21 protein-coding genes are annotated in these 24,812 nt (G+C 58.1%); 12 read left to right on the forward strand and 9 right to left on the reverse strand.

Annotated features, from left to right (window positions below; translation table 11 throughout):
- Positions 1-81: 81 nt before the first annotated feature.
- From gmd to AEQ63_RS01325, 4 genes are read left to right on the forward strand one after another with little or no spacing between them, the layout of a single operon-like run.
- A complete protein-coding gene (gmd, locus tag AEQ63_RS01310; RefSeq protein WP_039760002.1) occupies positions 82-1,113 on the forward strand; it encodes a GDP-mannose 4,6-dehydratase in 1,032 nt (343 codons plus the stop codon).
- A complete protein-coding gene (locus AEQ63_RS01315) occupies positions 1,113-2,009 on the forward strand; it encodes a GDP-mannose 4,6-dehydratase (RefSeq protein ID WP_064361513.1) in 897 nt (298 codons plus the stop codon). The genes gmd and AEQ63_RS01315 overlap by 1 nt, the downstream gene beginning before the upstream one ends.
- Positions 2,010-3,155, forward strand: a complete 1,146-nt coding sequence (locus AEQ63_RS01320) for a glycosyltransferase family 4 protein (RefSeq protein ID WP_064361514.1) — start codon at positions 2,010-2,012, stop codon at positions 3,153-3,155. It abuts the gene before it with no gap.
- Positions 3,152-4,270 carry a glycosyltransferase family 4 protein gene (locus AEQ63_RS01325; protein ID WP_064361515.1) on the forward strand — a complete coding sequence of 373 codons (1,119 nt, stop codon included), beginning with the start codon at positions 3,152-3,154 and terminating at the stop codon, positions 4,268-4,270. Before AEQ63_RS01320 ends, AEQ63_RS01325 begins: the two co-directional genes overlap by 4 nt.
- 116 nt (positions 4,271-4,386) lie before the next feature.
- On the opposite strand, the gene AEQ63_RS01330 is transcribed toward AEQ63_RS01325, so the two are convergent.
- The 6 genes from AEQ63_RS01330 to AEQ63_RS01355 all read right to left on the reverse strand — a co-directional run bounded on the left by AEQ63_RS01330 (position 4,387) and on the right by AEQ63_RS01355 (position 11,521).
- On the reverse strand, positions 4,387-5,814 hold the full coding sequence (locus AEQ63_RS01330) for a hypothetical protein (protein WP_064361516.1): 1,428 nt from the start codon (positions 5,812-5,814) through the stop codon (positions 4,387-4,389).
- 106 nt (positions 5,815-5,920) lie between these two features.
- Positions 5,921-8,116 carry a hypothetical protein gene (locus tag AEQ63_RS01335; protein WP_064361517.1) on the reverse strand — a complete coding sequence of 732 codons (2,196 nt, stop codon included), beginning with the start codon at positions 8,114-8,116 and terminating at the stop codon, positions 5,921-5,923.
- Positions 8,117-8,126: 10 nt separating this feature from the next.
- Positions 8,127-8,537 (reverse strand): GtrA family protein, encoded by a 411-nt coding sequence (locus AEQ63_RS01340; protein WP_223259132.1) that lies wholly within the window; start codon positions 8,535-8,537, stop codon positions 8,127-8,129.
- On the reverse strand, positions 8,534-9,490 hold the full coding sequence (locus AEQ63_RS29125; RefSeq protein ID WP_042607921.1) for a WxcM-like domain-containing protein: 957 nt from the start codon (positions 9,488-9,490) through the stop codon (positions 8,534-8,536). Before AEQ63_RS29125 ends, AEQ63_RS01340 begins: the two co-directional genes overlap by 4 nt.
- On the reverse strand, positions 9,483-10,427 hold the full coding sequence (locus tag AEQ63_RS01350; protein WP_042607920.1) for a glycosyltransferase family 2 protein: 945 nt from the start codon (positions 10,425-10,427) through the stop codon (positions 9,483-9,485). The genes AEQ63_RS29125 and AEQ63_RS01350 overlap by 8 nt, the downstream gene beginning before the upstream one ends.
- On the reverse strand, positions 10,424-11,521 hold the full coding sequence (locus tag AEQ63_RS01355; protein WP_064361518.1) for a DegT/DnrJ/EryC1/StrS family aminotransferase: 1,098 nt from the start codon (positions 11,519-11,521) through the stop codon (positions 10,424-10,426). Before AEQ63_RS01355 ends, AEQ63_RS01350 begins: the two co-directional genes overlap by 4 nt.
- A gap of 381 nt (positions 11,522-11,902) precedes the next feature.
- Between AEQ63_RS01355 and AEQ63_RS01360 the strand changes: the two genes are divergently transcribed.
- The 5 genes from AEQ63_RS01360 (at position 11,903) to fabF (ending at position 17,971) form a co-directional block, all read left to right on the forward strand.
- Entirely contained in the window at positions 11,903-12,874 is a 972-nt protein-coding gene (locus AEQ63_RS01360; protein WP_042607918.1) for a UDP-glucose 4-epimerase family protein, read from the forward strand.
- Positions 12,871-13,902 carry an MraY family glycosyltransferase gene (locus tag AEQ63_RS01365; RefSeq protein WP_064361519.1) on the forward strand — a complete coding sequence of 344 codons (1,032 nt, stop codon included), beginning with the start codon at positions 12,871-12,873 and terminating at the stop codon, positions 13,900-13,902. The genes AEQ63_RS01360 and AEQ63_RS01365 overlap by 4 nt, the downstream gene beginning before the upstream one ends.
- Before the next feature lie 96 nt (positions 13,903-13,998).
- Entirely contained in the window at positions 13,999-15,993 is a 1,995-nt protein-coding gene (locus tag AEQ63_RS01370) for a polysaccharide biosynthesis protein (RefSeq protein ID WP_064361589.1), read from the forward strand.
- 110 nt (positions 15,994-16,103) lie between these two features.
- Entirely contained in the window at positions 16,104-16,439 is a 336-nt protein-coding gene (locus tag AEQ63_RS01375) for a ComEA family DNA-binding protein (protein ID WP_042607916.1), read from the forward strand.
- A gap of 257 nt (positions 16,440-16,696) precedes the next feature.
- Entirely contained in the window at positions 16,697-17,971 is a 1,275-nt protein-coding gene (fabF, locus tag AEQ63_RS01380; protein WP_064361520.1) for a beta-ketoacyl-ACP synthase II, read from the forward strand.
- Here fabF and AEQ63_RS01385 read toward each other — a convergent pair.
- The 3 genes from AEQ63_RS01385 to eat all read right to left on the reverse strand — a co-directional run bounded on the left by AEQ63_RS01385 (position 17,968) and on the right by eat (position 20,344).
- The gene (locus tag AEQ63_RS01385) at positions 17,968-18,525 is read right to left on the reverse strand and encodes a TetR/AcrR family transcriptional regulator (RefSeq protein WP_042607914.1); all 558 of its coding nucleotides are present in this window, start codon (positions 18,523-18,525) and stop codon (positions 17,968-17,970) included. The two genes, fabF and AEQ63_RS01385, sit on opposite strands and share 4 nt — an antisense overlap.
- Before the next feature lie 138 nt (positions 18,526-18,663).
- Complete coding sequence (locus AEQ63_RS27015; protein WP_016770901.1) at positions 18,664-18,831, reverse strand: DUF2897 family protein; 168 nt, start codon at positions 18,829-18,831, stop codon at positions 18,664-18,666.
- Between the two features lie 148 nt (positions 18,832-18,979).
- Positions 18,980-20,344, reverse strand: a complete 1,365-nt coding sequence (gene eat / locus AEQ63_RS01390; protein ID WP_064361521.1) for an ethanolamine permease — start codon at positions 20,342-20,344, stop codon at positions 18,980-18,982.
- 396 nt (positions 20,345-20,740) lie between these two features.
- On the opposite strand from eat, the gene kdpF reads away from it, so the two are divergent.
- The 3 genes from kdpF to kdpB are packed head-to-tail and all read left to right on the forward strand — an operon-like array spanning position 20,741 to position 24,602.
- A complete protein-coding gene (kdpF, locus tag AEQ63_RS01395; RefSeq protein ID WP_007899818.1) occupies positions 20,741-20,830 on the forward strand; it encodes a K(+)-transporting ATPase subunit F in 90 nt (29 codons plus the stop codon).
- Between the two features lie 8 nt (positions 20,831-20,838).
- Positions 20,839-22,548 carry a potassium-transporting ATPase subunit KdpA gene (gene kdpA, locus AEQ63_RS01400; protein WP_064361522.1) on the forward strand — a complete coding sequence of 570 codons (1,710 nt, stop codon included), beginning with the start codon at positions 20,839-20,841 and terminating at the stop codon, positions 22,546-22,548.
- Positions 22,545-24,602, forward strand: coding sequence for a potassium-transporting ATPase subunit KdpB (gene kdpB / locus AEQ63_RS01405; RefSeq protein WP_064361523.1), 2,058 nt, complete (start codon positions 22,545-22,547; stop codon positions 24,600-24,602). Before kdpA ends, kdpB begins: the two co-directional genes overlap by 4 nt.
- The last annotated feature ends 210 nt before the right edge of the window (positions 24,603-24,812 follow it).

Genomic DNA, 24,812 nt, shown 5'->3' on the forward strand with positions numbered 1-24,812 from the left:
CTCTTCCACTTAGAGCTCAATGGGCGCACATGACACAACGGAGCCTGGCAAAGGCTCTCTAATGGAGTTTAGAGGATTCGCATGAAAGCTATCGTTACCGGCATTACTGGGCAAGACGGCGCCTATCTGGCGGAACTGCTGCTGGAAAAGGGTTATACGGTGTACGGCACCTACCGTCGAACCAGTTCTGTCAACTTCTGGCGCATTGAGGAGCTTGGTATTGAAAAGCATCCCAATCTGCATCTGGTCGAGTACGACCTGACCGATCTTTCGGCCAGCATCCGTCTGCTTCAGACCACTGAAGCGACTGAGGTTTACAACCTCGCAGCCCAGAGTTTCGTTGGCGTGTCATTCGATCAGCCTCTGACTACCGGTGACATTACCGGCATGGGTTGTGTGAACCTTCTGGAAGCGATCCGGATCGTCAATCCGAAAGTGCGTTTCTACCAGGCGTCGACTTCCGAGATGTTCGGCAAGGTGCAGGCGATTCCCCAGATCGAGAGCACACCTTTCTACCCGCGCAGTCCTTATGGTGTTGCCAAACTCTACGCGCACTGGATGACCATCAACTACCGCGAGTCCTACAACATCTTTGCCACCAGCGGCATTTTGTTCAACCACGAGTCGCCACTGCGCGGACGCGAGTTCGTTACCCGCAAGATCACCGACTCCGTGGCGAAGATCAAGCTGGGCCTGCTCGACAAGATGGAACTCGGCAATCTGGACGCCAAGCGTGACTGGGGCTTTGCCAAGGAGTACGTCGAAGGTATGTGGCGCATGCTGCAGGCAGACGAGCCGGATACTTTTGTACTCGCGACCAACCGTACCGAAACCGTGCGTGATTTTGTCACCATGGCCTTCAAGGCTGTCGGGATCGATCTGGCCTGGAGCGGTGCGGCTGAAGACGAGAAGGGCACAGACCTGGCAACTGGCAAGGTGTTGGTCACGATCAATCCGAAGTTCTACCGTCCTACCGAAGTCGAGCTGTTGATCGGCAACCCTGCCAAAGCCAAAGCGGCGCTGGGCTGGGAGCCAAAAACCACGCTTGAAGAGCTGTGCCGCATGATGGTCGAAGCGGATCTGCGTCGAAATGAGAAAGGGTTTTCGTTCTGATGAGTATTGCCGGTAAACGCGCGTTGATCACAGGTATTCAAGGTTTCACCGGGCGGTACATGGCTGCTGAGCTGAAAGCCGGTGGCTATGAAGTGATAGGGATGGGTACACAGCCGTCGGATGAACCTGGCTATTATCAGGTTGATCTGGCCGACGGTCCTGCCTTGCGCGAGTTACTGGCAACTATTCAACCCGACGTGGTAATTCATCTGGCCGCACTCGCCTTTGTGGCCCACGGTGCGGCCGATACGTTTTACCGCGTCAATCTCATCGGCACCCGTCACCTGCTGGAAGCCGTCGCAGCCTGTGGCAAGGTTCCGGACTGCGTGCTGCTGGCAAGCAGTGCCAATGTCTATGGCAATGCTTCGGCGGGTTTGCTCAGCGAAACCACACCGCCAGCACCGGCCAACGATTACGCAGTCAGCAAACTGGCCATGGAATACATGGCCAGTCTTTGGCATAACCGCTTGCCGATAGTGGTGACACGTCCTTTCAATTACACCGGTGTCGGCCAGGCCGAGAGCTTTCTGCTGCCGAAGATCGTCGCTCATTTCCGCCAGCGTGCGGACAAGATCGAGCTGGGCAACCTTGATGTATCTCGCGACTTCAGCGATGTGCGTGCAGTGGTCAAGGCTTATCGCGGTTTGATCGAGGCGCGCCCTGTTGGCCAGACGGTCAATGTGAGTTCGGGCAAAAGTCATTCCCTGCGTGAAGTGATCGACATGTGTTCGGCTATCACGGGGCATCAACTTGCAGTCGAAGTGAACCCGGCGTTCGTCCGAGCCAACGAAGTCAAAATCCTGTGCGGCGACAATACCCGTCTTTGCGAGCTGGTCCAGGGCTGGGACACGCCAAGGCTGGAAGAAACTCTGAGCTGGATGCTTGCGGCGGAATAAATGAAGCTAGTTCTTTCAGTTGAGCCGATCCGCTTTCCGCTGACTGGCATCGGCCGCTATACCTATGAACTTGCGCTGAGACTTCAGCAAAGTCCTGAAATTACCGACCTGCAATTTTTTGCCGGCCGACGTTTTCTGCCTGAACTTCCCACAGCTGCCAATGAGTCAGGCAGTGGTTACGGCCTGAAGCGTGCGGTGCAGAAGAACTTTCTGGCAGTAGAAGCTTATCGGCTATTGATGCCGATGTTGCGAAAGGCTGCCCTGAAAGGGCATGGGGATTTTCTCTACCACAGTCCCAATTATTATCTGCCGCCTTTTGCCGGGCGCAGCGTGGCGACGTTTCACGACCTGTCGCCCTTCACCTGGGCGCATTGTCACGCGCCGCAGTTAGTCCGTTACCTGCAAAAAGAGCTGAAAACCACACTGGTCAGGGCCGATGCCCTGATCACTGATTCGGAATTCACGCGACAGGAACTGGCCAGCTATTTTTCCTGGCCCATCGAACGAATCCATACTGTGCCGTTGGCCAGTTCTCCGGAGTTCTATCCTCGCGCGCCGCAAGAGCTTCGCGAGGTGCTCGCACGCCATGGCTTGAAGCCCGATGGCTACACGCTTTTTGTCGGTACGATCGAGCCACGCAAGAACATCGAGACCTTACTCGCCGCCTATGGTCGATTGCCGCTTGCATTGCGAACCCGTTGGCCGTTGATCCTTACCGGGTATCACGGCTGGCGCAACGACGCGATTCACGAGAAGCTCGAAAGCGCCAGGCGTGAAGGCTGGGCGCATTATCTCGGATTCGTTCCCAGCGCAGACTTGCCCCTGCTGTTTGCCGGTGCACGTCTGTTCGCGTTTCCGTCGCTTTATGAAGGTTTCGGTCTACCGGTGCTGGAAGCCATGAGTTCCGGGGTGCCGGTGGTCTGCTCCAATAGTTCATCGCTGCCTGAGGTGGCGGGTGATGCTGCGCTGATGTGCGCCGCGCTGGACGTCGAAGCGCTGACCGGTCTTATCGAACGCGGGCTGACCGATCAGTGTTGGCGCGATGCCGCCGTCATCAAGGGAATGAAGCACGCTCAAGGCTTTTCCTGGGAGCGTTGTGCTCGAGAAACCCTGCAGGTCTACCAAAAGGTTATCGACGCCAAATGATCAAGGTTCTGCACTTCTTCAAAACCTATTACCCGGAAACGATGGGCGGGATCGAGCAGGTCATTTTCCAGATAGCCCAAGGTGGCGCGGAACACGGGTTTTGCTCCGAAGTGCTGTACCTCAGTGAACGGGGTGCTGCTCGTAATGAAACAGTGGGTAACCACCTGACCCATCGCTCCAGGCTGGATATGCATGTTGCCTCGACGGGATTCTCTCTGTCCGCGTTCAAGGATTTTTCGCAATTGGCCAAACAGGCTGACGTGGTGCATTACCACTTCCCATGGCCTTATATGGACCTGGTCCATTTTGCGACTCGGCATGGCAAACCCTCGGTACTCAGTTATCACTCCGATATCGTCAAGCAAAAGACACTGCTCAAGTTGTATCAGCCACTGATGAACCGCTTTCTCTCCAGCGTGGATTGTATCGTGGCGTCTTCACCTAACTACGCGCAAAGCAGTCCGGTGCTGTCACGGTTCCGCGACAAGGTCGAAATCATTCCTTATGGGTTGGACAGGGCTACCTATCCGGTCGTGCCCGAAACCAGGCTTGATTTCTGGCGGAGCAGGGTGGGGTCGAAGTTCTTCCTGTTCGTCGGTGCCTTGCGATATTACAAGGGGCTCGATTACCTGCTGGATGCGGCAAAGATCAGCGGACTGCCAGTAGTGATCCTCGGGGGTGGGCATCAGGAGTCCGAACTAAAAGAGCAGGCTGCGCGGCTCGGCCTTGCCAATGTGCATTTCCTGGGAGGGTTGGGTGATGAGGACAAGGCTGCGCTGTTGACGCTGTGTTATGCCTTTGTGTTTCCATCACACTTGCGTTCGGAGTCATTTGGCATCTCGCTGCTTGAGGCGGCGATGTATGGCAAACCGCTCATTTCCTGTGAAATCGGTTCGGGTACGACCTTCATCAACATTGCTGGTGAGACTGGTCTTGTGGTTCCGCCTCGAGACTCCGGTGCCCTTGCCAGCGCAATGTTGACGTTGTCGAACGCACCTGAGCGCGCTCAGGCCTTCGGTGAGAATGCGCAGCGTCGATACTCTGAGGTGTTTTCTGCGCAATCCATGGTTTCAGCGTACGCGGCAATCTATCGGCGCTTGCTGCGAAAGCCCTGAGGTCCGAGTGCTTCGCACAAGCGTCGTGGAATCTTCCGTACAGCCATCGTGAGCGCGTCGGCTCAATCTGCATGTAAGGGCGTCTCGCGCGGCGCCCTTACACTGACATCCGATTCTCAATTCAGCTGAAATACCGGGTTGGATATCGCAGCTTTTGCAATCATGAACGCAATTGGTACGGCGACCACAAACAAAATGCCCAAGGGAATCAGGACTTTTGCCGAAGTCGCTCGTGCGCACTGTTTTGAAACTCCGAACGCAATCGCACAGTAAGCCATCACATGCAGAGGCAAGAAAAACCTGGTCTCAATGGCGCCCGGAAGAATTGCGAATACCGGCAGCACAATAACCGCCAGCCAGCCAATGCGATATAGGCCCTGCGCCGGTTTGTCCGATTTTCGAATCACTAAAAGGAATAAGCAGATCAGTCCAAACAAAGCGGTTGCGATACTGGTCGCCGAACGAACGTCATTTTCCTTGGAACGAACCTTTGTGTAGGTGTCATAGTCGCGAACATCCAGCCCGTTCACAAAATGCTTGGTGTATATCTTGAGGAATGAAACCGGTTCCGAGAGGAGCAGTTGGAAGTACCACGGTAGTGTTGGAACAGTACCTTTAAACTTTAATTCTTCAGTCAATCGCACACCTATCGGATCGAGATAGAAGATAGGAAAGATTGCGCCGGTCTCTGTGTCGTGGCCTGTTTCATAACGCTGCAGGGTAATCCCCCATTTCAGCTGACTTGCAAAAAGTGAAGCGTCGTTGACGCTCGCGACAACCAGCGGGGTTGCAGAGTCCAAGTGCTTTTTGTTTATCAAAGACTGAGGAATGGCTGCGATCGCCGAGCCGATAACGAAGAATGCCAATAACAGCATTTTTTTACGCAGGCATTGATTCTTAAGGGCGAGCAGGGGAATAGCCGGCAGCAAGGCAATGAGAGTGAACAGATAAATCGTTCGAGTATTGTATGCCCCGTATGCCAGTACCCCTGCCACGATCATCAGGACGATTGCTGTTGCAACACTCTTTTGCTCGCTTGCTTTGAGAATCAGGGCCAGCGCGCCAATGATCAGGCAGAAAGCGGGAAGGTCGCTAAGTGTGTAAGCAATCAGCGGCGGGAAGAAAATGGCTACCAGCGCGGGAACCAACAGGCGGCGCGGCAGAGTGACTTTGCCCCCGATGACCTTGCTGAACACGTATGGAAGCGAAATGCACAGTGAGTAGGAGAAGGCCAGTGCCTGGATCAAATGGACAGCCAGATATCCCGTTGCAGGATAAGCGTCGAAGAATATCCTCGCTGGCGAGAGCAGCAATGGATAAAAGTAACCGCGCAAAGATTTTGGAAATGAAAAATCCCAGACTTTTGAGCTCAGGTCCCAATAGTTATAGGCATCACCCAGGAATGTCTGTGGGTTGATGTAAAGCTGGGCCATGAACATCAGTAGCGTGGCCAGTATGAAGGCGACGAATTTCTCGCTTAGTCTGAAGGTATACATTGCCGATTGCTCTGACGGGGTGCGGGTATCGATTTTCATCGCATCCATGTTGTTGCTCCGTTTTCAACGAAGAGTGTGCTGGCTCGACGTGAAATAAATTCCGATAAACCCCGCATCTGCATTTTTGACTCGGCAAGGATGCGGGGCTGCAGGGTTATTCAGGTACGATCTTGACCCAGTCCAGCCGGGCAGAGTAACCGTAGTAATCATGGTTCGGGACCGTCTCGAACTCGAGTACATTGCGTCCCGTTTTCAAAAGTTTAGGGTCCACTGATCCAGTGAACTTTCCAACCTCGCTCCATTCAACAGGAATCTCTGCGCCGTTGATTCTGAACTTCATGTTGCTGCGGCTCGCCTCGTTCGGGAACGCGTCGAAAAAACCGCTCAGTACGTAAGGCGCGTTTTTCGGCTCGATATCGAAGTAAAGTGACGCTTGCGGTGCATTCATCCAGGCGGTAGCAATGTGATTGAACCGGCGAGGTTCCCAATCTGCGTCGCGCCATCCAGAGCCAGCCGTAGGAAGGTCGAGATTCCACCAGTTGCCAAAGCCCCAGGAGTATTCATCTTTGGCCAATTGGTCGCGAAATTTGAAAAAATCAAACCACGGTTTTGTTTCGGTAATTCCACGGTAGCGCAGGCTGGTCGGCGTATCGCCCGATTCCAGCTCCGTGCGGTAGGATGCCGATAAACCATTTTCCGCGTTCGGCTTTCTGTCCCCGACTACCACCGTGACCACTTTCGACTTGGAGAGCTTCATGCTCGGGGTAGCGGGTGCCAACTCCATGCCTGGGCCAGTAACAGGCGATGGAAAGTTGAATGTCCATTCATCTTTGCCCTCCTCGCAAGTGCCCTTGCGTTGTACCGAAGGTGTTGGAGCTTGCCATTCGCGACTAGGCATATAGCAAACCTGAATGTCGTTGACGGGTTTGCCATAAATGTAAGTAAGAACGTTTGCCAGATCAGGATTCAAGAACATCCAGACATGATTGAGCTGATTGTTGTAGTCGAGTATCAACAGGGTCTTATCAGCTGCGTTGCCGTCGAAATTTTGAACAATGTCCCTGAGCGCGAGCTGCTGTTGCCTGGAAATTTCAATGTAATGGTGAAACTGGAACAGCTGGAAGGCGAGGCCAGTGAAGATGAGCGCGGCGAATCCTGCCGAGGTCAGTGCTTTGGATGCTTTGCTCAAAGCCCAGAGCATTGAGACTGCGAACAGGACGGCGCCCGGTGTGGCGAATAAAAAGGTCCGTTGGCTGATCGCCATATGCGGAGGCGAAAGCAGAAACGGAGCGTAGCCGATGCAAATAAGGGCGAGGCCGATCAAGGCGAGCCGGAAAACGATTGCGAGGTTGGCGCTTTTTTCTTCGAATGCGACGGGTTTTACTGATCTCTTCAAGAAGATATAAATCAATCCCATCAGTAGTGCAGTCGCAACTACCAGGTACCAATAACTGATTATCTCGATGCGGGTGATGCGCAGTGCATCGATCCAGCCGCCGAAGATACTGCGAAACAGGCCCACTTTGAACAGGTTGGGATAGTACGTCATCAGCGTCGTCAGTGCGCTGCCGCCAGCCAGCACGCTTTGATAGCTTTTTACCAGCGGCGCAGTATGAATGACATAAGCAATATACGTCAGGGCGCCGGAAACCCAGATCACGTAGTACAGGCAATTGTCTTTCAGATTCGAAAACAATCGCTTGAATCCCGTCTGTGCGAACGCCACCAGAAACGGAATTGCGACGAGCAGCAGGGAGGCCTCATACATTGCACTGGCACAAGCCAGCAGGAAGCCAGCAGCCAGGCTCAGGAGTGTCCCGCGGAGTTTGCTGTTCTGGTCAGTTGCTGCGAGCAGCAAGACGCTGCCAATCAATACCAGGCTCAATGCCCAATTGATGTGGATCGCCCGGAACGAGAGCTGCATCGTGTCAGCTGGATAAATGATGACCAGAATGCTGGCGAACATTCCCCATTTGATAGAGCCTGTCACCCGCGTGGTAAGCAAACTCAATGAGGCGCCTTTGATCGTCAGTGCAACCATCAGCAATATGTGCCAGAAATTGAAACTGTTCGGGTCGAGAAAATAAGCAACCGCGTGGGGAAATACCGTCAGTGGTCGCAAGGCATGAGCAGGCAAGGGGCTTGAAATGTCTGTTACGAAAAACAGCCCCGCTCTGCTGAAGAGGCCGATTACACCCCATTCCTCAATAAGCCCGGTCAGCGAAAATCCGAAGGGCAGCCATATGAACACAACGGTCAGCAGTGCCGGAGCCAAGTGGGCAAGCCATAGCATCGACCTGCTATAGGTATGAATAGGCATCGCAGGCAATGCCGGTTTCGTAGTTGTCATGGGGCGCCTGTTAATCCTTCGCGGGCTTGGTTTTATGAGTTGCCTTGAGAACGACTTTGTTTAGAAGGTAACTTGAGGGTAGGAGAAGCAATATGACCAGAATCGGTGCGACAGCCTTGTGCATATTCAAGTGCTCGACCAGCACATTGAGTAAAACTGCGCCGAGTACGTACTGCACGAGATAAATGCTCGGATAAACAAGCATGCCGATTACCGAGTGCTCGACCTTGAACACGACTTTCGAGTTGAAGAAGTAGGCAAAGACTATTCCGGCAACATAGGCGATCGCATAGGCTATCTGGTAGTTGATCACATAGCTGAGCAACAGATAGAGGCAGTAGGTTATTCCGGTATTGAGTCCGCCGCCGATCAGGAAGCTGATCCAGCGGCGAACTTGCGGATTGTCCTTCAGTGTAGTCACGGCGTTGTTTTTTTTGCGGTCAGCTTGGTGAACTCTGAATAATCACGGATGTAATCGTCAGCTTCGTAATAGTCCGAGGTGAACACCAGCAGTACCGCATCTTCGGAATATTTGTACTGGATGCCCCAGGTCAGTGGCGGCAGATAGATGCCCTTGTTCGGAGCATCGAGCATCACTTCTGCTCGGTTGGTACCGTCGTCGACTACCACTGCGCAGCTGCCTTTCACGCAAATCAAAAACTGGTGGCACTTGTGGTGGGCATGCTCGCCGCGGGTCTTCTGGCTCGGGACATTGAACACGAGAAAATAACGCTTGGGGGTAAACGGGATTTCCTTGTGGAACTCACCCACGGAGAGGTCGCCGCGCATGTCCGCAATGTATTTGAAGCGGTGGGTGGTGACATCGCCGACGCCGATACGCACTACCGCATCATCCTGCTCCTGGGTTTTGACGGCAGGAGTCTTGGTTGCATCACTGGATGCGGAGTTTTCCACGTAGCCTGTTATACGGGCCGGAGAGCCGGTCACGATGGCGTACGGAGGTACGGATTTGGTAACGACCGCACCTGCACCCACCATTGCGCCGGTACCGATGGTGACGCCAGGCAGAATGACCGCGCCGCCACCAATCGAGGCGCCATCCTGAATGACCGTCTGCGAAAACGACTCCGGATATACCTTCGAGCGTGGGAACTTGTCGTTGGTGAACGTGGCGTTCGGGCCGATGAATACGTCGGAGCCGATCCGCAAGCCGTCCCACACGTAGACACCGGACTTGATGGTGGTGCGATCACCGATCACCACGTCATTTTCAATCAGTGAGTGCGAGCAGACGTTGACGTCGTCACCAATCACTGCGTCCGGGAAGACCACAACGTATTGCCAGATGCGTGTGTTCTTGCCGATCTTCGAACTCTTTACATCGGCGCTGGCGTGGATGAACGGCTCAGTCATTGGAATGTTCCTTGTTGTCGAGTTTCATGCAGACGATGGCAAGCGGTCGCTGCTTGCTGTTTTCGTAGGCGCGCCAGGCATAGGTGCCCACGAGTCCCAGGCCGAGCAGATTGAGTGTGCCCAACAAGAGCACCACCAGCATGGTGGCGGCATACCCTGGCACCTCGATAGCTCCAGACAGCTTCGCAATGATCACCATGAAACCGATGAACAGCGAAATGAGCGAACCCATGGCGCCCATGCGCGTGAGCAGTCTGATCGGGTAATCGGTAAACGCGAACACACTGTCCATCATGTACTCGAGCTTCTTCTTGAAGGTCCACGCCGATTTGCCTTCCAGGCGTGTCTGCCGTTCGTATTCGATGAACTTGCGCCGAAAGCCGAGCCAGAAAATAAGCGCAATCAGCGACGAGCGCGACTCGTTCAACTGCAGCAGCTGCTCGCGAAACGCTTTGTTGCAGCCGAAGATGTCGACCCCTCCTGGCGGCATGTCGTGCACCACCAGGCGGCGATACAGGCCCCAGAAGATCGATGACGCCATCCGACTGGAAAACGGATCCTGGCGGGCGTTGCGCGTACCGATGGCGACGTCGCACTCATCGTTGGCAAGCGACCTGAAAAAGTTGATCAGGAGTTCTGGCGGCTCTTGCAGATCAGCGGCCATCACACCGAAATAATCACCCTTGGCAGCCATCAGGCCGGTGCGTATGGCGGGGAACGAACCGAAGTTGCGCGAGTGGGCCAGCAATTGTGCGGAAAAGCTCATTGCGCCCAAAGCCTGTTTGAGCAGCAGAAACGAATCGTCAGGGCTGCCGTCCACGACGAATACCACCTCGAGCTGGTTCTCGAGGGTGGTGTTCATGTCCGTCAGCGCCTGGATCAGCCGGGGGATGGAATCCGCGTTTTTATAGACCGGGACGATGACCGAATATCTCATGCAGCCCATCCATTGACCGCAGCGATGACGTTGCCGACTTCTGCATCGCTCATTTCCGGGTAGCAGGGCAGCGTCAGGATCAGCGATGCCAGTTGTTCGGTATTGGCCAGGCTCAGGCCGGCAAACTGCTCACCGAACACCGGTTGTTTGTAGTCGGGAATCGGATAGTGAACGTCGGAGGCGATCTGCGCCTGACGCAAGTGCTGCTGCAGGGCGTCGCGCTTCGAGGACTTGATCACATACAAATGGGCCACCGAGGCCAGGCCTGCATCCTGCGCATGGCTGACCTCTGCGTGACGGATCTCGGTGCGGTAGCGCTGGGCAATTTCGCGACGGCGGGCATTGCCCTCATCGAGGTGCGGCAGGAACTCGGACAGGATGGCTGCCTGCATTTCATCCAGGCGGCTATTGCGGGCGCCCGCGAGCTCCACGCAGTACTTGGAGGACCAGCCGTACTGACGCAATTGCGCCACACGCTGGGCTATCGCAGCCGAATTGGTCACGACAGCGCCGCCGTCGCCCAGGGCGCCGAGATTCTTCGTAGGATAGAAGCTGAAACTGGAAGCGTCCCCGAAGGTACCCACCCGCTGACCATCGCGCTCGGCGCCATGAGCCTGGGCGCAATCTTCCAGCAGGGCAACCTTGTGCGCCGCGCAGTACGCGGCGATCGCCTTGATGTCCGGCACTGCCAGACCATACAGGTGGGTGACGACTACGGCTTTGGCCCCGGCTTCGATCGCCTGCTTGACGCTCGCCAATGTGACTACATGAGTGTCCAGGTCAACATCCATGAACAGCGGAGTGGCGCCGATGGCCAGTACCGATGTGGTGGTGTACATGCCGGCATTGGCCACTGTAGCGACCTGATCGCCATCAGCGACACCGAGTGCCTTGAGCGCCAGCTCGATGGCGTCGGTTCCATTGGCGACGCTGACGCAATGGCCAGCCTGCAGATACTCTGCGAATGCCGTTTCAAAGCGTTTGACTTCCGGTCCTAAAACCACCCACCCGCTGTCGACCACGCGCTGCACCGAAGCATTAATCTGCGACTTGAACTTGTCGATCTTCGCTGCGAGGTTGTTGATCTGTTGCATGGGTGCTCTCCATTTCGAAGCAAAAGGCGTCTGCTATCTTGATTTTGGCCGGTGTTAGCCGAGATTTGGCGTGATGACGGATCTGAAAATCCTGTAGCGGCGAGCGCTCTGATCACTTTTCCGCACGGATTCTATCCGTACCCTGAGTCCGCTCCAACAGCAAAGTGCAATTAGCGCCAGTGTCGGGCTATGCGGTAGATGCAGCTTGCAGGATTGCTGTCGCCACAGAAGTGGCTATGACGTCGACGATTCAATAAACTGCCCGCCTCAAGTCGATAGCCGATCCGATTTTCCTGGCGTCGCGCCACACGTGCGGTTCCGCCACTTGCAACAGCGTCGCTGCAGTGTGTTTGCAGCATCCATTTCTTCCAAGGGTCGCCCATGAGCACCAAGACATTTCTGGTAACGGGTGGCAACGGTTTCGTGGGCCGGGCATTGATCGGGCAATTGCTCGCGTCAGCGGACTGCCGTGTCGTGGCCCCTCTGCGCCGCGCCGAAACGGCCGTCGACCCTCGCATGCGTGCGATCCAGTGGTCCGGTCTTGGCAGCGGGCAGGATCTGTCGGAAGCGCTGCAGGGCGTCGATTGCGTCATTCATGCGGCAGCCCGGGTCCACGTCATGAACGAGGTGGCTGCTGATCCGCTGGCAGCGTTTCGTCAGGTCAATGTCCAAGGCACTCTGGATCTTGCCCGGCAAGCGGCGGCGGCCGGAGTGCGGCGTTTCATCTTCGTCAGTTCGATCAAGGTCAATGGCGAAGGTACTCCGCCGGGCCGGCCGTACTGCGCCGACGACGTACCTGCTCCGGTCGATCCGTACGGTATCTCGAAATACGAGGCGGAGCAGGTGTTGCAGGCGCTGGCGAAGGAGACTGGCATGGAAGTCGTGATCATTCGACCGGTGTTGGTTTACGGGCCTGGGGTCAAAGCCAATTTCCTCGACATGATGCGCTGGCTCGTTCGAGGCGTGCCGCTGCCATTCGGTACTGTCGACAACCGACGCAGCCTGCTGGGGCTGGACAATCTGATCGACCTTTTGCTGACGTGCGTCGAGCACCCGGCCGCTGCAAACCAGGTATTCCTGGCCAGTGATGGTGAAGATGTGTCGACCACTCAACTGTTGCGCAGGCTTGGCATTGCGCTCGGCAGACCGGCCCGGTTGGTGCCGGTCCCTGTCGGCTTGATGAGCGGTGTGGCCAGGTTGCTGGGGCGTGAAGCCCTGTCGCAGAGAATCTTCGGTTCTCTGCAGGTCGACATCAGCAAGAACCGCCAATTATTGAACTGGGTGCCTCCTGTGCCCCTTGATCGCGCCTTGAGCCTGACGGCGCAGCATTTTCTGGATACTCGCGAAATATGAATTACGGATGGTTCATCGCGATCATCGCGCTTTTCTCCCTCACGCTGACCTGGGTTTTGCGCCATTACGCATTGTCACGAAGCCTGATGGATATTCCCAACGCGCGAAGCTCGCATTCGGTGCCAACCCCGCGCGGGGGCGGGGTGGCGATTGTTCTGACATTCATAGTGGCGCTGGTTTATCTGCTGTGGCGGGATCTGATCGCGTTTGCGCCATTTCTGGCCATCGCCGGGGCGGGCACGCTGGTCGCCGTGGTTGGTTTCATGGACGACCATGGACACATCGCCGCACGCTGGCGCTTGTTGGGGCATTTTGCCGCGGCGATCTGGTTGCTCTGGTGGATGGGCGGACTGCCTGCCTTGCGGATTTGGGGCGTGCTGGTCGACCTGGGCGTTGTCGGTGATGTGCTGGCGGCCTTTTATCTGGTCTGGCTGCTCAACCTCTACAACTTCATGGATGGCATCGATGGTATCGCCAGTGTCGAAGCCATTTGCGTGTGCCTCGGCGCCTGTCTTCTTGGCTGGCTGGGTGGCTGGCCGCAGCTGATATGGGCCCCGTTGTTGCTCGCAGTTTGCGTCGGCGGTTTCCTGTTCTGGAATTTCCCGCCCGCGAGGATCTTCATGGGCGATGCCGGCAGCGGGTTTCTCGGTATCGTGCTGGGAGGCTTGTCGCTCCAGGCGGCAGGACAGAATGGCGAACTGCTGTGGGGCTGGTTGATTCTGCTCGGCGTATTCATTGTCGACGCGACGTTCACGCTGTTTCGGCGCCTGCTGCGCGGCGATAAAGTTTATGAGGCGCACCGCAGTCATGCCTATCAATATGCCTCTCGTCGGTTTGGCAGTCATCTGCCCGTCACTATTGCCGTTGCCGTGATCAATATGTTTTGGCTGTTGCCGATTGCCGTGGCCGTCATGCATTTCGGTCTGGACGGGAGCGTGGGCATTATTGTCGCCTATGCTCCTTTGCTGTGGCTGGCGATCAGGTATCGCGCCGGCGAACTGGAAAAGAGCTCGGAGATCCGCGGGTAACAGTTCTGTCATTTGGGTTTACAGTGCAGGGCATGCCAGCAGTTGCGCAGAGGGATACAGCAGTTGAAGGGAGAAAACTGAGTGTTTGAAGAGTTGATGGACAAGGTTCGGGAACGGCTCGTCGCATTGCCAAGGCGACGCAAGCGCCTGATTCAGGTGGCAACGGACATCGTCCTGGTCTGGGCAGCCCTGTGGCTGGCGTTCATCGTGCGCCTGGGCATCGATGACATGTATAACCCGTTCAGAGTGCATGTCTGGCTGTTTGTCTGCGCACCCGTGGTCGCCATTCCCCTGTTCATCCGCTTCGGTATGTACCGGGCGGTCATGCGCTATTTCGGCAATGATGCCCTGATTGCCATCATCAAGGCCGTCAGTCTCTCTTCGCTGATCCTGGCCGTTGTCGTGTACTGGTACAGCAACCATGAGGCTGTGGTCCCACGTTCGATCATCTTCAATTACTGGTGGTTGAGCCTGGTCATCATCGGCGGACTGCGCCTGTGCATGCGCCAGTACTTCATGGGCGACTGGTTCACTGCAGCACAGCACGTGCCCTTCACCAATCGTGATAACGGCCTGACCAAGGTCGCCATTTACGGCGCCGGCGTCGCCGGCAATCAGTTGGTTGCCGCGTTGCGCATGGGCAAGGTCATGCGCCCCGTGGCTTTCATCGACGATGATGCCAGTATCGCTGACCGTTCGATCTCGGGTCTGCATGTCTATAAACCCAAGCACATTCAGGAAATGATCGACGTCACCGGTGCGCAGGAAATCCTGCTGGCCCTGCCATCCTCCACCCGGGCCAGGCGGCGGGAAATCCTCAATCTGCTCGAGGGTTTTCCTCTGCATATCCGCAGCGTGCCGAATTTCACCGATCTGGCCAGTGGCAGGGTGAGAGTCGAGGATATTCAGGAAGTCGACATTGCTGACCTGTTGGGGCGCGATGCGGTGCCGGCGCAACCGGACCTGCTCCAGCGCTGCATCAAGGGCAAAGTGGTCATGGTGACCGGTGCCGGTGGGTCGATCGGATCCGAGCTGTGCCGGCAGATTTTTTCCTTGGGACCGACCACGCTACTGTTGTTCGATCACAGTGAATTCAATCTCTACAGCATTCTGTCCGAACTCGAGCAGCGCAGTTGCAGGGAGTCGGGAAAGGTCAGACTGCTGCCCATCCTCGGCTCCGTGCGCCATCCGCACAAGCTGCTGGACGTGATGAAAACCTGGCACGTCGACACTGTTTATCACGCCGCCGCTTACAAACATGTACCCATGGTCGAGCACAATATTGCCGAAGGTGTGCTGAACAACGTGATCGGCACCTTGAACACTGCGCAGGCCGCCCTGCAATCGGGTGTTGCCAATTTCGTGCTGATCTCTACCGACAAGGCTGTACGCCCGACCAATGTGATGGGCAGTACCAAACGCCTGGCCGAGCTGGTGCTGCAGGCGCTCAGTCACGAGATTGCTCCGGTACTGTTTGGCGACAAGTCCAACGTTTCAAGGGTCAACAAAACCCGCTTCACCATGGTTCGGTTCGGCAATGTATTGGGGTCGTCCGGCTCGGTGATCCCGTTGTTCCACAGCCAAATCAAATCCGGCGGGCCGCTGACAGTTACCCATCCGAAAATCACCCGCTACTTCATGACCATCCCCGAGGCGGCGCAGTTGGTGATTCAGGCCGGCTCCATGGGGCAAGGTGGCGATGTGTTCGTGCTGGACATGGGCGAGCCGGTGAGGATCGTCGAGCTCGCCGAGAAAATGATCCATCTCTCCGGTCTGAGCGTGCGCTCGGACCGCAATCCGCAAGGCGATATTTCCATCGAGTTCACCGGGCTGCGTCCCGGCGAAAAGCTCTACGAAGAGTTGTTGATCGGCGATAACGTCGCCGCCACCCCGCATCCGATGATCATGAGCGCCCATGAGGACCATCTGCCATGGGATGTACTGAAAGCGCGGCTAAGCGAACTGCTGTCAGCCGTTGATAGCGACAACTACACCCACGTCCGGCAGATCCTGCGCGAAACCGTCAGCGGCTATACACCCGACGGCGACATCGTCGACTGGATCTACCAGCAACGCCGCCTCGAGCCTTGATTGTTTCACATTCTGTAACGCACGCATTTTTGACATCGCTCCAGCATGACCTACGTTTGGAGAGCAGCTTCGGAAAAGCTGCTTTCTAAAACGATGATGGAGCGTCACTTATGCGTACCGGTTATTTCTACTCGCTGATCTTTGCTTTCCTCACCAGCGCCTCGATCGCTGCCATTGCTGCCCCTGTAGCCCCGACCGAGACAACAAAGGCGCCTTTGCTGATGGAGGCGGCTGCGCCCTCGGCAAGCGCGAAGGTCGATCTCAACGGCGCGGATGCGGCGACACTGCAAAAGGAGTTGTCGGGTGTGGGAGAGGCGAAGGCGCAAGCGATTGTTGCGTATCGTGATACAAACGGGCCGTTCGCATCGGTGGATGAGTTGCTGGAAGTGAAGGGGATCGGCAAGGCGATTCTGGATCGCAACCGTGAAAAGCTGGAAGTGAACTAAGCTGACAGTTCAACGCCGAGAGGCCGGTCATTGACCGGCCTTTTTATTGGCTGCCGACCTGTGGAAGCTTGCAAGCTGAAAATTACGGTTATCATATTGCGCCTTGATTATGCCTATAATAAATTCCGCTTGGGGCTGATTCAGCAGCCGAAACGGCAGCGGCCGAGCTGCTCGGCATTTCGTCGCTGACGCAGTAGCCGAATCGCAGCACGCCGCGATACGTCGAATATTTGAATTGATAAAGGGGTCACCACGGTATGAACCAACGTCGAGTCGTCGTCACGGGCATGGGCCTGGTTTCACCCTTGGGCAGTGATGTTGAAATCGTCTGGAAGCGTTTGCTCGCCGGGCATTCCGGGTTGCGCAATTTGCCTGACGCGGTCGTGGCTGATCTGCCGACCCGAGTGGGCGGCAGTGTGCCGACGGTCGAGGAGGACGCCGAGGCCGGGTTCGACCCGGATCGCGCGACGCCACCCAAAGAACAGAAGAAGATGGATCGCTTCATCCTGTTTGCCATGGAAGCGGCGCGGCAGGCTTTGGAGCAGGCCGGCTGGCATCCAGCGGACCCTGAAAGCCAGGAGCGCACGGCGACGATCATCGGCTCGGGCGTCGGCGGTTTCGGGGCCATTGCCGACGCCGTGCGTACCACCGACAGCCGTGGTCCTCGGCGTTTGTCACCGTTCACCATTCCATCGTTTCTGGTCAATCTCGCGGCCGGTCATGTCTCGATCCAGCATGGCCTCAAAGGGCCGTTGGGCGCACCGGTGACCGCATGTGCCGCCGGGGTTCAGGCGATCGGCGACGCGGCGCGGTTGATTCGCTCGGGAGAGGCGGACATCGCCGGATGTGGCGGCGCGGAGGCGTCGATCGATCGCGTCAGTCTGGCCGGTTTCGCCGCCGCGCGGGCGTTGTCCAGCGGTTACAACGACACCCCTGAGAAAGCTTCCCGTCCCTTCGACAGCGGGCGCGATGGCTTCGTGACGGGTGAGGGGGCCGGCCTGCTGGTCATCGAGTCGCTGGAGCATGCTCTGGCGCGGGGGGCAAAACCGTTGGCCGAACTGGTGGGCTACGGCACCACCGCCGATGCGTATCATCTGACCGCCGGGCCAGAAGACGGCGGCGGCGCGCGGCGGGCGATGCAACTGGCTTTGGCCCAGGGTGGCGTGACGCCGGCGCAGGTGCAACATCTCAACGCTCACGCCACTTCAACGCCGGTTGGCGACCTGGGCGAGTTGGCCGCGATCAAGGCGGTGTTCGGTGCGCAGAACAAAATCGCCGTAACGTCGACCAAATCCGCCACCGGTCATTTGCTCGGCGCGGCGGGTGGGCTGGAAGCGATTTTCACCCTGCTGGCGATCCGTGATCAGGTGGTGCCGCCGACGCTCAACTTCGAAAACCCGGATCCAGCGAGCGAAGGGGTGGACATTGTTCATGGCGAGGCGCGGCCGATGCCGATCGAGTTTGCGTTGTCCAATGGCTTCGGTTTTGGCGGGGTCAATGCGAGTGTGTTGTTCAAGCGCTGGGGAGGTTAATCGGTCGATTGCTTGAGATGCTCGCGGGTGACGTCGAGGATGCGCTGAGCGAAGTCGGCATCGGCGACGCTGCGCGACAGCAGCAGTGCACCCGCCAGGGTCGCCATGATGACAATGCTGCGATCGGCAATATTGTCGCCTGCGAGTGTGCCTTGAATCTGGCTGAGTCGAGCATTGAGGACTTCGTCGCTGGTTGGGCTCGGCTGGCCGCGCAGGCCCAGCTCTGAGGAAATGGTCAGCAGCGGGCAGCCTTCGTGGGGCGAGGTCTGATGCCACTCTGACAGGTAGGTATCGATAAAGACCTGCAGAGGGTTTTCCTGCGCGAAGATGTCTTCGCACAGGCCCGCGACCTGCGCGCCGGCCGCTTGCAGGGCTTTTTCGACCAGTTCTTCCTTTGATTTGAAATGCGAGTAGAAACCGCCATGGGTCAAGCCGAGGGCTTTCATCAACGGTTGCAGGCCGGTCGCGCCGATGCCGTCCTTGCGAAAGCGCGCCGAGGCTTCCTTGATGATGCGCTGATGGGTCTGGGCTTTGTGATCTGGCGAGTAACGCATGTGGAGCTCTCCGCGACGATGCTGACATCTTAACCACGGAAGATTAAATGGTGACTGTACTTCTAAAATCTAAAAAGCCTGCCAGTAAGTCCGATTGCATTGGAAAAACCAACCCCGCCATTGCGGCGGGGTCTGGTGTCAGCGGTCCTGTGCGTCCTTGGCGTCCGCTTCGGCATTGCGCTGTGCGACGCGCTTGCGTTCTTCATCGGTCAGTTCGACCTTGTTGGCGGTGTCGCGCAACATCATCAATCCGCCAACAATCGAGCCGATCGCAACGACCAGAATCAACCAGGCATACCAGGGCATAACGGCTCTCCTTAATGGCAGCTCGACGGGCGAGGATTTCGCCGTGCGATGCTGCATACCACTTTTGAGCGAAGTGAACTCGTAGTGGTTCCCTTCCAGGCCGCTTGCCCCCGGTGGATTCGAAACTTTCGTAGGAGCTGACGGGGCGTTACAGGCCTGTGAGCATCGCATCCGCCGGTGCATCGGCGCGCAGTTGTCCGGTCAGCAGGAAGTAACAGAACCCGACCGCCATGAAGCCGAGGAAAATCAGCCCGATCAGCGTGTTGAACCACGCCATCGCCACCAGGCAAACCACGGCCAGCATCAGCGCAATCAACGGCACCAGCGGGTAACACGGCGCCCTGAAGGTGCGCTCCAGATTCGGTTCCGTTTTACGCAGTTTGAACAGGCTGAGCATGCTCATGATGTACATCACGATTGCGCCGAACACGGCCATGGTGATCATCGCAGCTGTCAGTGTCATGCCGCCGAGGTTGATCAGGCCATCGCTGTAGATCGCGGCAATGCCGATGAGCCCGCCGGCGATGATCGCGCGGTGTGGTGTCTGGAAGCGCGAGAGCTTAGCCAGCGAAGCAGGCAGATAGCCGGCGCGGGCGAGGGCGAAGAACTGTCGGGAGTAGCCGAGGATGATCCCGTGAAAACTGGCGACCAGGCCGAACAGGCCGATCCACACCAGCATGTGCAGCCAGCCGGAGTTGTCACCGACCACGGTTTTCATCGCCTGTGGCAACGGATCGTTGATGTTGGCCAGGGTGCGCCAGTCGCCGACGCCGCCGGCGAAGAACATCACGCCCATGGCCAGCAGCACCAGGGTCAGAATGCCGCTGATGTAGGCTTTCGGGATCGTGCGCTTGGGATCCTTGGCTTCTTCGGCGGCCATCGCTGCGCCTTCGATGGCGAGGAAGAACCAGATGGCAAAGGGAATCGCCGCGAACATCCCGGCAATCGCCGGCGCGCCGAAGACGTCGGAACCGGCCCAGCCATTCAGCGCGAAATTGCTGAAGCTGAACGCCGGCGCGACCACGCCCATGAATACCAGCAACTCAGCCACCGCCAGCACGCAGACGATCAGCTCGAACGTCGCCGCCAGTTTCACCCCGAGAATGTTCAGGCCCATGAACACGATGTACGCGCCAACCGCTGCGTGTTTCGGTTCGAGGGCCGGAAATTGCACATTCAGATAAGCACCGATCGCCAAGGCAATCGCCGGCGGGGCGAAGACGAATTCGATCAGTGTCGCCAGCCCGGCGATCAATCCGCCTTTCTCGCCGAACGCACGGCGGCTGTAGGCGAATGGTCCGCCAGCATGGGGAATTGCGGTGGTCAGTTCGGTGAAACTGAAGATGAAACAGGTGTACATGGTCGCGACCATGAATGAAGTCACCAGAAAGCCCAGCGTGCCCGCCACGCCCCAGCCGTAACTCCAGCCGAAATATTCCCCGGAAATCACCAGCCCCACGGCAATGCCCCACAGGTGCAACGTGCCCAGCGTCGGTTTGAGTTGTGTGTTCATGCGCTTGCTCCCGCAATGGTTGGAAAGCTCCGGGGAGGGCGCGTGCAGTGGGCGTGCCACTGCCGTGAAACAAGTCGTAATGAGTTCAAAGCTGTCGCAGCGGGGATGATTCGCACTTGATGTGTGGGAAAAGTGCGCCAGTTGGGTGCGATGTTGTCTGCGCCGCCGCCTTCGCGAGCAGTCTCACTCCTACAGGGCGACGCATTCCAAATGTAGGAGTGAGCCTGCTCGCGATGGGGCCTGTACAAACACCAGAAATCTCCCTGTAAAGCCCGCATAAACCCACTCTTTACGCTTTCTTTATGTCCCGCGCCGCGCCTCGCTCTCGTTCCTTTACAGCGACCTTCCCGACAATCAGCGCACACACGGCAATACGCCGTAACACGGAGATCTTCCATGAGCGTTCTGGACGGGGTGTCACTGCTGTTGGCAGTGGGGCTGTTCATTTATCTGTTGGTTGCGCTGTTGCGCGCGGACCGGAACTAGGAGCGGCTATGCACAGTTATGACTATTGGCTGATCCTCGGGTTTTTCGCGCTGGTCCTGTTGCCGGCGCCGTTTCTCGGGCGCTTTTATTACAAGGTCATGGAGGGCCAGCGCACCTGGCTGACGCCGATTCTCGGCCCGGTCGAGCGCGGTTGCTATCGTCTCGCCGGGGTCGATGCGCAGGCGGAGCAGAGCTGGCAGAAGTACACGCTGGCGCTGCTGGCCTTCAACCTCGCCGGTTTCCTGCTGCTGTTTGCGATTCTGCTGTTCCAGGACCACCTGCCGCTGAACCCGCAAAACCTGCCGGGCCAGGAATGGACGCAGGCATTCAACACCGCGGTCAGTTTCATGACCAATACCAACTGGCAGTCCTACAGCGGCGAGGCAACCCTCAGCTACCTGAGCCAGATGGTCGGCCTCACCGTGCAGAACTTCGTCAGCGCTGCCACCGGCCTCGCCGTTCTGGTCGCGCTGTGCCGTGGCATCGGCCGTAAATCGACGAAAACCCTCGGCAACTTCTGGGTCGACATGACCCGCGCCACGCTCTATGGCCTGCTGCCGCTGTGCCTGCTGCTGGCGCTGTATCTGGTCTGGCAGGGCGTGCCGCAAACCTTCGCCCAGTATGTGAATGCCGTGACCTTGCAGGGCGTCGATCAAGTGATCCCGCTCGGCCCGGCCGCCAGCCAGATTGCGATCAAGCAACTGGGCACCAACGGTGGCGGTTTCTTCGGCGTCAACTCGGCGCATCCGTTCGAGAACCCGACGGCGTGGAGCAACCTGTTCGAAGTCGCTTCGATCATCCTGATTCCGGTGGCGCTGGTGTTCACCTTTGGCCACTACGTCAAGGATCTGCGTCAGAGCCGCGCGATCATCGCCTGCATGCTGGCGCTGTTCCTGATCGGCGGCGCGACCTCGCTGTGGGCCGAGTATCAGCCGAATCCGACCCTGAACAACACCGCCGTCGAGCAGACCGCGCCGCTGGAAGGCAAGGAAGCGCGCTTCGGCACCACCGCCACGGTGCTGTGGTCGGTGACGACGACGGCGGCCTCGAACGGTTCGGTCAACGCCATGCATGACAGTCTCAACCCGCTCAGCGGCATGGTCGCGCTGGTCAACATGATGGTCGGCGAGGTGATCTTCGGCGGTGTCGGCGCCGGGCTGTACGGCATGTTGATCAACGTGCTGATCGCGGTGTTCCTCGCCGGTCTGATGATCGGCCGCACCCCGGAATACCTCGGCAAGAAACTCCAGGCCCGCGAAGTGCAGTTGCTGGTGGTGACGCTGCTGGTGATGCCGGTCGGTGTGCTGGTGCTCGGCGCCATTGCTGCGGTGCTACCCGGTCCGGCGGCGACCATCAGCAACCCCGGCCCCCACGGTTTCAGTCAGTTGCTCTACGCCTACACCTCGGCCAGCGCCAACAACGGCTCGGCATTCGGTGGCCTGAGCGCGAACACCCCGTTCCATAACCTGATGCTCGGCCTGGGCATGTTGATCGGTCGATTCGGCTACATCCTGCCGGTGCTGGCATTGGCCGGCAGCCTGGCGATGAAGAAAAGCGCACCGGTCGGCCAGAACAGCTTCCCGACGCACGGCCCGCTGTTCGTGACCCTGTTGACCGTGACCATTTTGCTGGTGGGCGGCCTGACGTTCTTGCCGACGCTGGCGCTCGGTCCTGTCGCCGAACATTTAAGTATGGGCTTCCAAGGAATCCATCCATGAATATGCCTGCAATCAAACCCGCCGCTGTCAAGGCGCCGGAACAAGCAAAAACCGCGATCTCGGCCCTGTGGCGGCCGGCGCTGGTGCAAGCCTTCGTCAAGCTCGACCCACGGCAACTGGCGCGTTCGCCAGTGATGCTGGTGGTCGAACTGACGGCGATTTTCACCACCGTGCTGTGCTTCATCCCGGATGCCGACGTGCCGACCTTCGTCGCCGCACAAATCGCCCTGTGGCTGTGGTTCACCGTGCTGTTCGCCAACTTCGCCGAGGCCTTGGCCGAAGGTCGCGGCAAGGCCCGCGCCGACAGCCTCAAGGCCGGCAGCGAAGGCCTCAGTGCGCGCTGCCGCCAGGCCGATGGCAGTTTCAAGATCGTGCCGGCTGCCAATCTGCGCAAGGGCGACGTGGTGCGTGTCGAGGCCGGGGAGATGATCCCCGGTGACGGCGAAGTCATCGAAGGCATCGCGGCGGTCAACGAAGCGGCAATTACCGGTGAATCGGCGCCGGTGATCCGCGAGTCCGGCGGCGACCGTTCCGCCGTTACCGGTAACACGCGGCTGGTGTCCGACTGGCTGCTGGTGAAGATCACCGCCAATCCCGGTGAGTCGACCCTCGACCGCATGATCGCGCTGGTCGAAGGCGCCAAACGCCAGAAGACCCCGAACGAAGTCGCGCTGGACATTCTGCTGATCGGCCTGACCCTGATCTTTCTACTGGTGGTCGTCACCCTGCAACCGTTCGCGCACTTTGCCAATGGCAGCCTGCCGCTGGTGTTCCTTGTGGCGTTATTGGTCACGCTGATTCCGACCACCATCGGCGGTCTGCTGTCGGCCATCGGTATCGCCGGGATGGATCGTCTGGTGCGCCTCAACGTGATCGCCAAGTCCGGTCGCGCAGTAGAAGCGGCGGGTGACGTGCATGTGCTGTTGCTCGACAAGACCGGCACCATCACCTTCGGTAACCGTCGTTGCAGCGCGGTGTATGCCGCGCCGGGTGTGACCGGCCGTGAGCTGTCCGAAGGTGCGTTGTTTGCGTCGCTTGCCGATGAAACCGCTGAAGGCAAATCGATCGTCGAGTTCCTCCGTGGTCTGCATCCACAACCGGAGCCTGCCCCGGAAACCCTGACCGCCGTACCGTTCAGCGCGGAAACCCGCTTGTCCGGCGTGGATTATCAGGGCCGCGTGTATCGCAAAGGTGCGGTGGATTCGCTGCTGGCGTTTCTCGGTCAGCAGCGCACCGATCTGGCCCCGGCGCTGGCGCGGGAAATCGACAGGATCGCCCAGAGCGGCGGCACGCCGTTGCTGGTCTGCGCTGACGGCAAATTGCTTGGCGCGATTCATCTCAAGGACGTGGTCAAACCGGGCATCCGCGAGCGTTTTGCCGAGCTGCGCAAACTGGGGATTCGCACGGTGATGGTCACCGGCGACAACCCGCTGACCGCTGCGGCCATCGCCGCTGAAGCGGGCGTCGATGACGTGCTTGCCGAAGCCACGCCGGAGAAAAAACTCGCGCGCATTCGTCACGAGCAGAACGACGGTCGCCTGGTCGCCATGTGCGGCGACGGTGCCAACGACGCCCCGGCACTGGCCCAGGCGGACGTCGGCATGGCGATGAACGACGGTACGCAAGCGGCACGCGAGGCGGCGAACATGGTCGATCTCGACAGCGACCCGACCAAGCTGCTCGACGTGGTGCAGATCGGCAAGGAATTGCTGGTGACCCGTGGCGCGCTGACGACCTTTTCCATCGCCAACGACATCGCCAAATACTTCGCGATTCTGCCGGCGCTGTTCGCCTCGATTTATCCGCAGTTGGGCGTGCTGAACATCATGCACCTGAGCAGTCCGCAGAGCGCGATTCTCTCGGCCATCGTCTTTAACGCGCTGATCATCGTCGTGCTGATTCCGCTGGCGTTGCGCGGCGTGCGCGTGCAGGCGGCGAGTGCGGCGGCGTTGTTGCGGCGCAATCTGCTGATCTATGGCGTGGGCGGGATTGTCGTGCCGTTCGTGGGGATCAAGGCGATCGACATGCTGCTTACGGCGTTGCATCTGGTGTGACGATTAGAAAAGAGCCCCTCACCCTAGCCCTCTCCCGGGGGGAGAGGGGACTGACCGAGGTGACGACGGGAGCTGTATCGACCTGAAATACCGAGGTGTACTCAGGTTTTGAACGGCACAAAGATCGGCTCCCTTTCCCCCTCGCCCCCTTGGGGGAGAGGGCTGGGGTGAGGGGGAAAAGATCTCCCTGACACCCCGCAAAATTTGCTC

This window comes from Pseudomonas sp. RIT-PI-o, from assembly GCF_001297215.1.
In the GTDB taxonomy this organism is placed as follows: domain Bacteria; phylum Pseudomonadota; class Gammaproteobacteria; order Pseudomonadales; family Pseudomonadaceae; genus Aquipseudomonas; species Aquipseudomonas moraviensis_A.

Coding starts and splice junctions, on each gene's coding strand:
- gmd (WP_039760002.1), top strand. CDS start 82: ATGAAAGCTATCGTTACCGGCATTACTGGGCAAGACGGCGCCTATCTG.
- AEQ63_RS01315 (WP_064361513.1), top strand. CDS start 1,113: ATGAGTATTGCCGGTAAACGCGCGTTGATCACAGGTATTCAAGGTTTC.
- AEQ63_RS01320 (WP_064361514.1), top strand. CDS start 2,010: ATGAAGCTAGTTCTTTCAGTTGAGCCGATCCGCTTTCCGCTGACTGGC.
- AEQ63_RS01325 (WP_064361515.1), top strand. CDS start 3,152: ATGATCAAGGTTCTGCACTTCTTCAAAACCTATTACCCGGAAACGATG.
- AEQ63_RS01330 (WP_064361516.1), bottom strand. CDS start 5,814: ATGGATGCGATGAAAATCGATACCCGCACCCCGTCAGAGCAATCGGCA.
- AEQ63_RS01335 (WP_064361517.1), bottom strand. CDS start 8,116: ATGACAACTACGAAACCGGCATTGCCTGCGATGCCTATTCATACCTAT.
- AEQ63_RS29125 (WP_042607921.1), bottom strand. CDS start 9,490: ATGACTGAGCCGTTCATCCACGCCAGCGCCGATGTAAAGAGTTCGAAG.
- AEQ63_RS01350 (WP_042607920.1), bottom strand. CDS start 10,427: ATGAGATATTCGGTCATCGTCCCGGTCTATAAAAACGCGGATTCCATC.
- AEQ63_RS01355 (WP_064361518.1), bottom strand. CDS start 11,521: ATGCAACAGATCAACAACCTCGCAGCGAAGATCGACAAGTTCAAGTCG.
- AEQ63_RS01360 (WP_042607918.1), top strand. CDS start 11,903: ATGAGCACCAAGACATTTCTGGTAACGGGTGGCAACGGTTTCGTGGGC.
- AEQ63_RS01365 (WP_064361519.1), top strand. CDS start 12,871: ATGAATTACGGATGGTTCATCGCGATCATCGCGCTTTTCTCCCTCACG.
- AEQ63_RS01370 (WP_064361589.1), top strand. CDS start 13,999: ATGGACAAGGTTCGGGAACGGCTCGTCGCATTGCCAAGGCGACGCAAG.
- AEQ63_RS01375 (WP_042607916.1), top strand. CDS start 16,104: ATGCGTACCGGTTATTTCTACTCGCTGATCTTTGCTTTCCTCACCAGC.
- fabF (WP_064361520.1), top strand. CDS start 16,697: ATGAACCAACGTCGAGTCGTCGTCACGGGCATGGGCCTGGTTTCACCC.
- AEQ63_RS01385 (WP_042607914.1), bottom strand. CDS start 18,525: ATGCGTTACTCGCCAGATCACAAAGCCCAGACCCATCAGCGCATCATC.
- AEQ63_RS27015 (WP_016770901.1), bottom strand. CDS start 18,831: ATGCCCTGGTATGCCTGGTTGATTCTGGTCGTTGCGATCGGCTCGATT.
- eat (WP_064361521.1), bottom strand. CDS start 20,344: ATGAACACACAACTCAAACCGACGCTGGGCACGTTGCACCTGTGGGGC.
- kdpF (WP_007899818.1), top strand. CDS start 20,741: ATGAGCGTTCTGGACGGGGTGTCACTGCTGTTGGCAGTGGGGCTGTTC.
- kdpA (WP_064361522.1), top strand. CDS start 20,839: ATGCACAGTTATGACTATTGGCTGATCCTCGGGTTTTTCGCGCTGGTC.
- kdpB (WP_064361523.1), top strand. CDS start 22,545: ATGAATATGCCTGCAATCAAACCCGCCGCTGTCAAGGCGCCGGAACAA.